Below are 12,792 nucleotides of genomic sequence, written 5' to 3' on the forward strand. Positions count from 1 at the left end.
TTTTGCCTAAAAAAAGGTTCAACATGCCACACGATACAGAATTTGAACTATTTCGAGACAGCTACCGCAGATTCTTAAAAGAACAGGTTGCTCCATATTATGAACAGTGGGAACACGATGGCCTCATCCCGCGTGATCTATGGCTTCGTCTTGGGGAAAATGGCTTTTTGTGCGTAGATGTTCCCGAAGAATACGGGGGGTATGGTGCTCCTGTGCACTATTCGCTCATGCTGGTTCAAGAAACTGCTCAAGCTGGTTTTGCATCTTTAGCTGTTGCCATTGGTGGGCAAAATGAGTTGGTCTCTCCTTATCTGCAAAATATTGGAACTGAAGAGCAAAAACTTTATTGGCTACCCAAAATGGTGACAGGTGAAGTCGTCACTGCAATTGCTATGACCGAAGCCAATGCGGGTTCAGACTTACAAGCCATACGCACTCAAGCGATTTTAGAAAATGACCACTACCGTATTAATGGTTCAAAAACTTTTATCTCAAATGGATTACATGCCGACCTGATTGTTCTGGTGGCGAAAACTGATCCGCAAGCTAAAGCAAAAGGCATTTCAATTTTATTAGTCGATGCCGCTTTAGACGGCGTTAAAAAAGGCCGCTCTTTACAAAAAATTGGACTACATGCCCAAGATACAGCTGAACTATTTTTTGATGATGTTTGTGTACCTGTCACACAACGTTTGGGTGAAGAAGGACAAGGTTTTGCGTATTTAATGCAAGAGTTACCTCGCGAACGTTTGAGCATTTCTATGATGGCTTTGGGGTCAATTTTAGGGGCTATTGAAATTACTAAAGACTATGTTTTGGAACGTAAAGCTTTCGGACAACCGTTAAGCCAAATGCAAAACACTCGGTTTGTGATTGCAAACGCGCAAATCAAAGCAAAAGCCGCTCAAGCTTTTGTAGACCAATGTTCAGCGCTGTATCAACAACACCAGTTAAGCGTCACTCAAGTTGCCGCATTGAAATGCTTTATTACCGATGTCCAATGTGAAGTGATTGATCAATTACTTCAGCTTTTTGGCGGCTACGGCTACATGCAGGAATACCCGATTTCACGCTTTTTTGTGGATGCACGGGTACAAAAAATTTACGGGGGAACTAATGAAATTATGAAAGAAATCGTAGCCCGAGAACTGCTCGGAAAATAATTCGATTTAAAAACCAAACAAGGCTGACACAACAACTATGCCTTGTTTAAAACAAAAAAATGTTATTTCAGGAAGAAATGCTATGTCGAAATTATGGATGTACTCTACCCTCATGCTCTCTGGTTCAGTGTGGGCTGGCAATTTTATTGACAACAGTTCAGTAGAACTCACCACACGAAATTTCTATTTTGACCGCGACTACCAAGAGCAATCTGCTTACCCTGCTGCCAAGGACTGGACACAAGGTTTTATTCTCAAAGCCAATTCAGGTTATACCGAAGGGACTATCGGTTTTGGGTTGGATGTGCTTGCAACGGCGGGTTTTAAACTTGATGCCGATGCAGAGCATGGCGGTACAGGAAACTTACCTAGAGACACGCGCACCAATGAACCTACTGACTCTTATGGCGAAATTGGGGTCACAGCAAAAGCCAAAATGAGCCAGACCGAGCTACGTATTGGTACCTTAATGCCGATGAACCCAGTTTTAGTGGCTTCCCCTGCTCGTTTACTTCCTCAAACCTATCGAGGAATTTCACTGACCAGTAAAGATATAAAAGATTTCGACTTACAAGCGGCCTACCTCGACAAAGTGAATCATCGTGATTCGACCAACTATGAAAAAATTAAAATTTCAGGGGTGAATGGACGATTTAAAAGTGCTGAGACTGATGGTCTCTATTATTTAGGTGGAAACTATCAGCTTGATCCAACAATCAAACTCACAGCTTTTTACATGGATGTTGATGATCTTTATAACCAGACCATGGTCGGTGCCCTACACCAACATAAAATTAATGACACCACTAATCTTAGCTCGCAATTACGCTATTACCGTAGCCGAGATGACGGACAAGCAAAAGCAGGCTTAGTCGATAATGATCTTTATCATGCGCATTTCGAACTTAAACATCAAAACCATAAATTTATTTTTGGAACCTTCCAACATCACGGCGACACCGCGTTTCCGTATTTGACTGGAGGTGAAACTGGGCTTCTTATTGACACATGGCCGGGCGAGTTTTTAAACCCAAAAGAGAAAGCCTATAGCTTCCGCTATGAATATGACTTTAAAGATTATGTGCCGGGTTTACGTTTCATGACTCGTTACACCACAGGTCACAATATTTATGCACCCAACTTAGGTGGAACCAATCTAAAAGAACGCGAAACAGACTTTGATTTAGGTTACACCGTTCAAAGTGGCTGGTTAAAAAATCTAGGGCTACGCGCGCGCTATGCCATTTATGACAACAACATGCTCTCTACAGCAAATATCAAACCTGTAAACGAAACCCGCATCAACATCGACTACACATGGAAATTTAAATAATTCAAAACGAGAGGTTCTGTCACACATAGAACCTCTTTTTATTTCGGGAAATTCATCATGAAGAAAGTTGTAACGCTCCTCTGCGGAATGAGTCTGATTGCCCTGACTCATGCCGAAACGCAATATAGCCCACTCCCTATTCAGCTTGAGCCTTTAGCAAAATTTAGTGTTGATTTAAATGCACCGGTTTGGGAATTAGGCACTACTAGTGACGCAGGTAAACGCCGAATTATTCCCATTACAGGTGGGACATTTGAAGGGAAATCACTTAAAGGCCGTATTTTAAATAATGGCGCAGACTGGCAAATTGTCGACAGTAAAGGACTGGCAATTATTGATACACGATATTTATTAGAAACCGATGACGGCGCACTTATTTATCTTCAAACCAAAGGTTACCGACATGGCTCAGCAGAAACACTAAAACAGCTTGCTCAAGGCAAAGATGTCGACCCGAAAAATTACTATTTCAAAATTACCATGCAGTTTGAAACCAGCTCGCCCAAATATTCATGGCTTAACCAGACCGTTGCGGTAGGTAGTGCAATGCGTTTGGGCAAAGCGGTTATTTATGATGCCTACACCTTGAAATAATAATTTTTATAACACTTACAAAAAGGATGGACCCTTCATTATGGATCAAAAAACTTTAGAACACTTACCCCCCATTCATCACCATTTGGGTGGACACAATATTCATTGGAATGACAAAAACACTGAACTCACCATCCACTACACGGCGCTAGAAAGCTTTACCAATCCACGCGGCACCATTGAAGGCGGCATGATATGCGCCATGCTTGACGACGTGATGGGGCTTTTTGCATATCTCGCCAATGACCGTAAACCGGCCACCACCATTAACTTAACGATGGATTTTTTAAGACCCTGTGCTGTGGGCGAAGTCATTACAAAATGCCGATTCATTAAACAAGGCAAAACTGTGCTGAATCTCGAAAGTGAAGCTTGGCAAAACAACAAAATGATTGCACGAAGCACAGCTAATTTTCTGGTTTTAGATTAATTGCAACCATTTATTCAATAAGGATATGAATAATGAATTACACCAACAATAAACGAATTTTGACCCACTCCGCTTTATTGCTTGCCATGCTTGGCACTTTGACAGGCTGTGGAAGTGATAATGATGACATAACGGTTCCCTCAACAACCAAACCACCGCAGTTGTCTCCTGCTGTGGGCGTAAAAATGACAGGAAGCTGTACGGACTTACTTGGATTTCAATACAACAATACTGTCATTAGCTCAGCCACTCTTCAAGAGGCAGGCACATTGACGGTAGCCAACAAGCCGATTGGCGCTCATTGTTTGGTCAAAGGTTATATGGACCAACGTCTAAGCCCTGTAGATGGACAAACCTATCAAATTGGTTTTGAAATGCGCTTACCTGTTGATTGGAACGGCCGTTTTCTCTATCAAGGCAATGGTGGAACCGATGGTAATTTAGTACCTGCAACGGGTCAGGTCGGCAGCGGCGGTCCACTGACCAATGCCCTACATGATGGTTTTGCTGTCATTTCTTCCGATGCTGGACATAACGCTTCACAAAATCCAATGTTTGGTTTAGACCCTCAAGCCAGAATCAACTACGGCTACGGCGCGATTACCAAACTCACGCCTATGGCAAAAAATTTAATTAAAACAGCATATGGTAAATTGCCAGACCGCTCTTATGCAGGTGGCACTTCAAACGGCGGCCGTCACGCCATGATTGCTGCAACCCGCTTGGGCGACCAATATGATGGAGTTTTAGCAAGCACACCGGGTTTTCATTTACCTCGTGCAGCCGCGGCTCAACTCTACACAGCACAACAGCTTCGTCGTGTCGCAACAGATGAAAATGACTTAAGTACCGCTCTTACCCTTTCAGAGCGTAAAGTATTAGCAAAAGCGATTTTAGATCGATGCGATGCTCTAGACGGTGTTGCGGATGGCTTGGTTCAAGATGTCGAATCTTGCCGTAAGGCTTTTGATATTCACAAAGATGTACCTGTTTGCTCAAACACAAGAGATGGTACATGCCTAAGCACCGAACAAATTGATGTATTAGCCAACATTTACCGTGGTCCTGTAAATTCGGCTGGACAAGCTCTCTATGCAACCCAGCCTTTCGATCCTGGCTTAGTGGGAAGCAACTGGGCAAGCTGGAAATTCGAATCTTCGGTGGGAACAGCGCGTGACCCAGTTGCAGTCGGGATTCTTTTTCAGGTTCCGCCTGACCCAACTGTGACTCAAAATTCTAGACAATTTTCTTTCAATTATAATTTTGATACCGACTATCTAAAACTATCAGCAACCAATGATGTGTACACTGAAAGTTCGATGTCATTCATGATGCCACCCGATGAACTTAATCTAGATAAACTCCATAATCACGGTGGAAAAATGATTGTGGTACAAGGCACAGCAGACGGCGTTTTCTCTGTAGATGACACCCAAAATTGGTACGATCAACTGCTACAACACTATAAAAATGATGCAAAAGGTACAGCACCTGAATTTGCACGTTTCTTTAGAGTTCCGGGCATGAACCATACCCGTGATGGCATTGCAACCGACCAATTTGATGCATTGACTGCTTTAGTTAACTGGGTGGAATATGGACACGTACCTGACAAAATCATTGCGACTGCACGCGGCGCAGGTAACCCAAGCGGTCAAGTGAATACTGAACTTCCGCAAGACTGGGCACCAGACCGTACCCGTCCACTTTGCTCTTACCCACTGATTGCTCGCTACAATGGTCAAGGTGATAGCGAAAAAGCTGAAAACTTTAGCTGTAGATAACATCCTATAAAATTAAAAGAGAGCTGACCTACGCTCTCTTTTTTTATTTTGCTAAGTATCACTATTGAATCATTATTAAATGATATTTCATCCAATGCCTGCATCACTGCTAAGATAACACCGAAAACCAAAAACTCATTTCGATATGCAAAATCAGACTGCTCCAAACCTCCCCTCAAATCAACTTGGAAAAGCACTGCTTTGTCTTATGACATCAGCATTATTATTTTCCATTATGGGAGTGTGCATTCGTTTTGCTTCACAAACGGTAGACAATGCGACCGTCGTATTTTTTAGAAATGCAGTAGGTTTATTTATTTTTATTCCTATGCTTTTAAAACAGGGCTTAGACTTCGTTAAAACCGATAAACTCTGGATGCACACGTGGCGAAGCTTAGTGGGACTTGCTGCAATGTACGGTTTTTTCTATGCCATTGCGAACTTAAAACTCTCAAATGCCATGGTTTTTAGTTATTCATCTCCTATCTTTATTCCACTGATTGCATGGCTTTTCTTAAAAGAAAAAATTACCAAATCGATGATTTTTGCCGCTGTGATTGGTCTAGTTGGGGTTTTATTTGTCGCTAAACCCGACCAAGGTCTATTTAATTCATTGTCTTTTATTGGCTTAGGTGCATGCTTTTTATCAGCAATGGCTTTTGTCACCGTAAGAGCTTTAACCAGTACAGAGCCGCCTGAGCGTATCGTTTTTTACTTCTGTATTTTTGGTAGTTTAATTTCCTCTATTCCAATGTTCTGGCATTGGCGCATTTTTACGTGGCACGAATTAAGCCTACTCATTGCCGCAGGACTTTTAGCAAACATTAGCCAACTATTTATGTCTTATGCTTATAGCTTAGCGCCAGCAGGACAAATTGGCCCCATGAATTACATTGCCATTATTTTTGCAGGAGTTTGGGGATTTGTTTTTTGGCATGAATTACCGGATCTGTTTACCATTTTCGGTATATTTATTATTTTATTTGCCATCTTGCTCTGTAATCCATTTTTGCAGAAGAAGTTATTCTCTCGATTTAAGTAACAGACATACCTGATTCTAATTTAGGTACTGTATTCGATACTCATTTGGTGAAATGCCTGTCCAGTGACGATAGGCTTTTCTAAAATTAGAAGTATCTGAAAAGCCAATTCTTTCGGCAATTTCATCTACAGTTAAAGTTGTTTCTCGCAAATACTCATCCGCAAGACGGCGTCGAGTTTCATCTAATAACTCTTGATAAGTCAGACTAAAACCTGCCAAGCGCCGATGTAAAGTACGCTTTGACATATGTAACCGTTCAGCCATTTCTTGAGCTGATGGAAAAAGTCCTGTTCCATCCAATAATATTAAACGGATTGTTTTGATCAGCTCAGGCTCTTCAAGTTCAGCAGCACCTAGCATCCGTTCACAAAAGGACTTACACATATCCGCGGTAATCGGGTTGGCATTTGGGCAAGGTACATCGAGCCACTTTAAATCAAAGTGCCATTGCATCACTCCTGCATTAAACTGAACGGGACAATGAAAAACTTTTTCATATTCTTTGGCATAGTCAGGCGCTGGATAGGGCAATAAAAGTTTCTTGGCTTGAAATGGTCCTTCAAGCACACGTTCAATTAAAGTTTGCATAGAGCTAAACCAAAATTCGCACACCAAAGGCAGAAGCTTACCCAGTGCAATAATGTCCTGACCTTCAAAAATGGCAACATCATCTCGTACATAGAATGACTTCTTTAAAATAGGTCCTGCAAGCTTAATGTGTCGAATCCCAAGCTCTACCGCTTGTCTAAAATTACGCGAAGAGTAAAGCGCGTAACCATACACCCCAAAATCTGACAATCGCTGCTTTTGTCCTGCGCGGAGTCCAATTAAAGGATCGTGAGATAGTTTTTGAATATTTTGAAATAGCTGAATTTTTTGGACTTGAGAAATATATAAAGAGGATTGATTCATCGTATCTGGCGAAATATTTGTGCCAGATAGAACATTTGATATTGAATGGCCTTGCGAACCCATTTCATCGAATAAACTGGTCAAACCTAGCAAATATGTATTCGAACCTAAGGATGTATTATCATAATTTCCTTCGATAACACTATTTGCATTTTTATAAAGATTTTTAGGCATTTAACTCACACCATCCCTAGAGTGACGTGCATAATGGCACTAAACTACCTCTTGTTGTCTCAATTTAACATCGACCATACGACGCTTCAAGCATAAAGTATGATAAGCAAAAGTATGGAAGGAACAATAATGGAAAGCTCCACTTTAAAAGAATATAACGGCTCTGCCACAGAACATATGGAACTTATTTTTTCCAAACAACGTGCCAATTTTGAGGCAGATCCCTACCCAAGTCTTGAAGCACGCCGCACAAAGCTGCATCAACTCAAAAAACAAATTATTCGTTATCAAGATGCTTTAGCTGCCGCGATTAATGCTGACTTTAGTTCAAGATCACTCGATGAATCTAAACTACTAGATTTGCTTGGCTCAGTGCTAGAAGCTGATCATGCGATTCATCATTTACGCCGCTGGATGCGTCCAAGTAAACGCCGTACCGAGCTTTTATTTTTATCGAACCGTTTAAGTGTGCAATACCAACCTAAAGGCGTGGTTGGTGTCATTGTTCCTTGGAACTTCCCCGTTTATTTAGCACTTGGCCCACTCATTGCTGCTTTGGCTGCGGGCAACCGAGTCATGATTAAACTCCCTGAAATTACCCCAAATACCAATGCAATGCTACGACGCATGTTAGCTGAAGTCTTTAATGAAGATGAAGTGGCGGTTTTTGGTGAAGAAATTACAGACCCAGCAAGATTTACCTCGTTGCCATTTAACCATATTGTCTTTACTGGCTCCCCAGCTATTGGCAAAGTCGTCATGCGAGCAGCAGCTGAAAATCTAACACCTGTTACACTTGAGTTAGGTGGTAAATCACCTGCCATTGTAAGCCGCAATTACCCGCTTGCCGATGCTGCTAAACGCATTACACATGGTAAAGCGACAAATAGTGGTCAAATCTGTGTAGCACCTGACTATGCGTTGGTTCCAAAAGAAAGTATTGATGAATTTGTGGATGCTGCGAAATCAAGCTTTATAAAAATGTTTGGTCAAAACATTGAAAATAATGAAAATTATACATCGATTGTAAATGACCGCCATTTAAAACGTATTCAAGATATTTTGAACGATGCACAAGAGAAAGGTGCGCGCGTTATTCCTTGTGATACTTACAGCTTTGACCAACAAGGCCGTAGAATGCCTGTACAGATTGTACTGAATTGCACGCCAGACATGCGCATTATGAAAGAAGAACTCTTTGGCCCTATTTTACCTGTGGTGGCTTATGACTCTTTAGATGATGCAATTACCTATGTGAAATCGGATGAACGACCTTTAGCGCTTTATTTCTTTACCCATAGCTCGGTAGAACGTGATCGTATTTTACGTGAAACTCATTCGGGTGGTGTGACCATTAATGACTGGGGTTGGCATGTAGTCAACCATGATGCTCCTTTCGGTGGTATCGGAAACTCAGGCATGGGGTCATATCATGGTGAAGAAGGTTTCCGTGAACTTTCACATGCCAAAACTGTATTTATTCGTCATCGATTTTTCCCGACTCAGCTTTTCCACCCTCCTTATGGGACATTCTTACAAAAGTTAGCGATTCGCTTTTTCTTGAAAAAAGGCGATCCAAATATTAAATAAAGAGTATAGAAAAAGCCTCGTAATGAGGCTTTTTTTATAACAAACGACCTGTAATAGATCTATTAATTTGTTCTTCTGTTAAATCAAAATCTACAAATCGATTTCTTTTAGTTTTTTCAAAAACATAATCTTTTAAATACTCTAATAAAGTTATATTTGTTTTTTCTAATACATTGTCATCAGCATCATGTAATGACCATATAAAGTCATCATTTTCCGCTGTTAGTAAAAAATAAAAATATGTTTCATATTCTCTACTTAGACCGAATATTTTTTTTCAAAAGGGTCTATTTTTCCCTCACTATCACACATTTCGTTATCTTCTTTAATACATTTTTGATAATCTAGAAAATCATCTAAGTTCCATTGACTATTGTACATTTTAAATTCATCACCCCCTAACAACCCTCCTGAACATCTCCCCATTTGGAGTAAAAATTCCCTAAATTGCCCATGTATATCCAAATTAAGATTTCTAGCAATCAATTCTACTTCTTGTTTTGTATAACCTTGTACCTTTTCAGGATAAAAAGGAAGCTGTGTTCCCTCAACACGACAAGCTGCTAATTCTTTAACAAAATCAGTCATTATTTTCTCAATAAATTAATTTATATATAGACTAAATAAATTCCCAAATACAAAGTTTATTATTTTATAAAAATTACTCTTCCAACAATTCAAAGTTAAAAAATTTAAAGAGAATTCTATCATCTTCTAATTGATTTAAGTTGTATTTAACACCATCCCATCCATCTAAATTTTTCTCAATATACATTCTACAAAACTGAGTAAACTTATTACCAACATCATTCAGATAAAGATTAGTAATATTAAAGAATCTAATTTTTATTTTTTCACTATATATCTGATAAATCTTTGGCTAAAACCATATCTAAACTATAGGCTCCACCAAAGTCATCAAAATACATATTTATAGAATGCACATGATCATATTCAACAAATTTTCCATTTAAATTATCAACATCACTCATGACTAATTCCCCCTCTCTTTTATTTACTAATATTTTAAAACAAGCATAAATCACTTGAATGTTTATCCGACAAGCATGATTCCTCATAATCAAAAAAAATCTTCTTATCATCTAAATATTTTTTAATTAGAGTATAATCAACCTTTTCGGGTATATTAATTGCATAATAGTATCTACCTTCAAAGCCTTCCCAACTACATAAATAAGACTCCAAAGTAGTTAATATTTTTCCAATACATTTAATATCGTTATTAAAAAATACAATTCTTAATGTTGAATTATTAGATGGCTTTATTAAATCATCAAAATAGAGCTTTTCATTTTCTATTTCAACATGAATAAGATCATCAAATGCAAGATTAGGCACAAAGAAAGGAATACTTCTAACAAAGTATTGATCAGTCTTGTACATCTCCCCCCATATTAACTCTTTTGATAGTTCATTATTTTTATCTAAATAGTCTATTACAATTTTTTGCTTATCCACTATACTTCCTTTTATTTAAGAATCTTTTGTTTGAATGATATAAATTTTAAATACCTTTTCCTCCTTATAGATTTAATTATAATATCCATCTATGAATATTATAATTGCTTCAACTGGTAGCATATAGTCTTCTTCATAAAATGGTGCATAAAAACCTATCCCGAATTTAAAAGAAGTTAATCCATCCTCATCAATAGCAATATCTTTATCTAATGAAGCCATTAGCTTATAAGCCTCAAATACAGGGAGCTTAGATATCTCTCCACCATTAAAAGCAACTTGAGCGGGTTTATAAAATTCTAATGCTATAGTTTTATCAGCACTGTCATAATATACATTAATACCAATTTCATCATAGCCATCAGTAGCAGACTCTGAATAAGAATTTCGCCAAAATGCTCTAGGCTCATACTCAGACATCAGTTTTCTTACTTCTTCTCTTTTCATGCCAAACTTAATTAAACCGGCTCCCACGTATGGGGTTATCTCAAACATTATTCTTTCTCAACTATTTTTTTAAGTGATTAGTAATTCTATAAGTAGTCTATATACAACCACATTTATAATTTTTTATCATATCTTTTCTCGAATTTTATTTTTATATCACCTATCTCTTTAAGTTTTACCTTTCAGTCAGTTTCTACTTTTAAAAATAAAAAAGCTAGGCACTCACCTAGCTTTAATATAAAAACAACTATACTCGACTTAAATATAATCAACCTTTTGAGCTTTTAAAATATCAAGATGCAACATCTTTTTCTTTTTATATTTATAGGCAATAAACAAACCAATAAACCATACTGGTGAAAACTCTAAAGCAATTAACGTATCATGATCTAAAGCTAAAATTACTATAGTGAAGACTAAAAACAACATCGTCATCCATGCCATAAATAAACCACCGGGCATTTTATATTTTGACTGGATATGTAGTTCTGGACTTTTCTTACGATAATAAATATATGAAAGCACAATCAACATGAATGTAAAAATACATAAAATTGAAGTGAGCGCTGAAATAATCGTAAATGCCGTCATAACATTTGGAACAATAAATAGAATTGATGTCCCAAGGGTCACACAAGCCATTGAAAATACGAGTCCTCTAATTGGAACTTTTCTTTTAGACAGCTTACTAAAGCTTTTAGGTGCATCGTTATCTAAAGCTAAACCATATAACATACGGCTGGTCGCAAATATTCCACTGTTTGCCGAAGATAAAGCTGAAGTCGCAACAACAAAGTTGATTAAACCTGCCGCAATTGGTAACCCAACCAATGTAAACATTTCTACAAACGGACTTTTATCTGGCGATACTTTAGCCCAAGAAGTGACTGCAATAATACAAACCAATGCACCTACATAGAATAATAAAATACGTAAAGGAATAGAGTTAATTGCTTTTGGAAGTGAAGTATGCGGGTCTTTGGTTTCAGCAGCAGTCGTACCAACCAGCTCAATACCCACAAATGCAAAGATGGCAATTTGGAAACCAGCCAAGAAACCTGTTACACCATAAGGAAACATAGATTGTGTTTCAAACAAATGGCTAACCGATGCCTTAACCCCATTCGGAGAAGTAAATCCTGTACTAATTAAATAAATACCAGCCAGAATAAACAAAATAATTGCGGTAATTTTGATGAGTGAAAACCAAAATTCCAGTTCACCAAATAGCCGAACGGCTACAAAATTCAGTATGGTCAAGACAGCCAATGAAGTAAATGCAGGAATCCAGACGGGTAAATCGGGATACCAAAACTGCATGTACCCTCCAATCACAATCACGTCTGCAATAGCAGTAATAATCCAGTTACACCAATAGGACCAACCAAGGAAAAACCCTGCCCACGGACCGAGATAAGCCGTTGCAAAATCTGCGAATGTTTTAAAATTAGTATTCGCCAGCAGCAGCTCACCCATTGCCCGCATTACGAAGAAAAAGAAGAAACCAATAATTAAATAGGTTAATACAATTGAAGTTCCTGAAATGCTTAATGTTTTACCGGAACCCATAAATAATCCAGTACCAATTGCACCGCCAATCGCAATCATCTGAATATGACGATTGGTTAATGAGCGTTGCAATTTCTCCTCTTCTTGTTCAGTCATATGTTGACTACCAAGAAGATCTCCTTCCAGGAATTGCTTTCCGTTATTCTTACTCATGTAATATTTACTCCAATTTATAGCAACCGTCGTAAATGCTTTAATAATATATAAATTATATGATTATTAATTTAGTCCATTAAATCATGTTAAAAATATTATTAAACCACTTAAAACCTTAT

General features: G+C 38.4%; 12 protein-coding genes and 1 pseudogene. 7 read left to right on the plus strand and 6 right to left on the minus strand.

The features are described from left to right. The first annotated feature begins 23 nt into the window (after positions 1–23). The 6 genes from F935_RS10000 to F935_RS10025 all read left to right on the plus strand — a co-directional run bounded on the left by F935_RS10000 (position 24) and on the right by F935_RS10025 (position 6,346). On the plus strand, positions 24–1,163 hold the full coding sequence (locus F935_RS10000) for an acyl-CoA dehydrogenase family protein (protein WP_016138824.1): 1,140 nt from the start codon (positions 24–26) through the stop codon (positions 1,161–1,163). 82 nt (positions 1,164–1,245) lie between these two features. Then, positions 1,246–2,496 carry an OprD family porin gene (locus F935_RS10005; protein ID WP_016138825.1) on the plus strand — a complete coding sequence of 417 codons (1,251 nt, stop codon included), beginning with the start codon at positions 1,246–1,248 and terminating at the stop codon, positions 2,494–2,496. A gap of 57 nt (positions 2,497–2,553) precedes the next feature. Beyond that, positions 2,554–3,090, plus strand: coding sequence for a DUF3237 domain-containing protein (locus F935_RS10010; protein WP_016138826.1), 537 nt, complete (start codon positions 2,554–2,556; stop codon positions 3,088–3,090). A 40-nt stretch (positions 3,091–3,130) separates the two neighbouring features. Further along, positions 3,131–3,520 carry a PaaI family thioesterase gene (locus tag F935_RS10015; protein ID WP_016138827.1) on the plus strand — a complete coding sequence of 130 codons (390 nt, stop codon included), beginning with the start codon at positions 3,131–3,133 and terminating at the stop codon, positions 3,518–3,520. Positions 3,521–3,552: 32 nt separating this feature from the next. Continuing rightward, a complete protein-coding gene (locus F935_RS10020) occupies positions 3,553–5,304 on the plus strand; it encodes a tannase/feruloyl esterase family alpha/beta hydrolase (protein WP_016138828.1) in 1,752 nt (583 codons plus the stop codon). Positions 5,305–5,449: 145 nt separating this feature from the next. Next, positions 5,450–6,346: a DMT family transporter gene (locus F935_RS10025; RefSeq protein ID WP_016138829.1), complete on the plus strand. Its 897-nt coding sequence runs from the start codon at positions 5,450–5,452 to the stop codon at positions 6,344–6,346. Positions 6,347–6,361: 15 nt separating this feature from the next. On the opposite strand, the gene F935_RS10030 is transcribed toward F935_RS10025, so the two are convergent. Beyond that, positions 6,362–7,432 (minus strand): AraC family transcriptional regulator, encoded by a 1,071-nt coding sequence (locus F935_RS10030; protein WP_016138830.1) that lies wholly within the window; start codon positions 7,430–7,432, stop codon positions 6,362–6,364. 129 nt (positions 7,433–7,561) lie between these two features. Here F935_RS10030 and F935_RS10035 point away from each other — a divergent pair, with 129 nt between their 5' ends. Beyond that, positions 7,562–9,022, plus strand: coding sequence for a coniferyl aldehyde dehydrogenase (locus tag F935_RS10035; RefSeq protein ID WP_016138831.1), 1,461 nt, complete (start codon positions 7,562–7,564; stop codon positions 9,020–9,022). Positions 9,023–9,056: 34 nt separating this feature from the next. Here F935_RS10035 and F935_RS10040 read toward each other — a convergent pair. From F935_RS10040 to F935_RS10060, 5 genes and pseudogenes are all read right to left on the minus strand, one after another. Next, positions 9,057–9,610: pseudogene (locus tag F935_RS10040) on the minus strand (SMI1/KNR4 family protein). Between the two features lie 269 nt (positions 9,611–9,879). After that, entirely contained in the window at positions 9,880–10,014 is a 135-nt protein-coding gene (locus tag F935_RS19140; protein ID WP_016138833.1) for a hypothetical protein, read from the minus strand. Positions 10,015–10,048: 34 nt separating this feature from the next. Next, positions 10,049–10,501 (minus strand): DUF4265 domain-containing protein, encoded by a 453-nt coding sequence (locus F935_RS10050; protein ID WP_016138834.1) that lies wholly within the window; start codon positions 10,499–10,501, stop codon positions 10,049–10,051. A 72-nt stretch (positions 10,502–10,573) separates the two neighbouring features. Continuing rightward, positions 10,574–10,996, minus strand: coding sequence for a hypothetical protein (locus tag F935_RS10055; protein ID WP_016138835.1), 423 nt, complete (start codon positions 10,994–10,996; stop codon positions 10,574–10,576). A gap of 210 nt (positions 10,997–11,206) precedes the next feature. Beyond that, entirely contained in the window at positions 11,207–12,670 is a 1,464-nt protein-coding gene (locus tag F935_RS10060) for an amino acid permease (protein WP_016138836.1), read from the minus strand. Between the last annotated feature and the right edge of the window lie 122 nt (positions 12,671–12,792).

Source organism: Acinetobacter calcoaceticus ANC 3811, assembly GCF_000399665.1.
Classification (GTDB): Bacteria; Pseudomonadota; Gammaproteobacteria; order Pseudomonadales; family Moraxellaceae; genus Acinetobacter; species Acinetobacter calcoaceticus_B.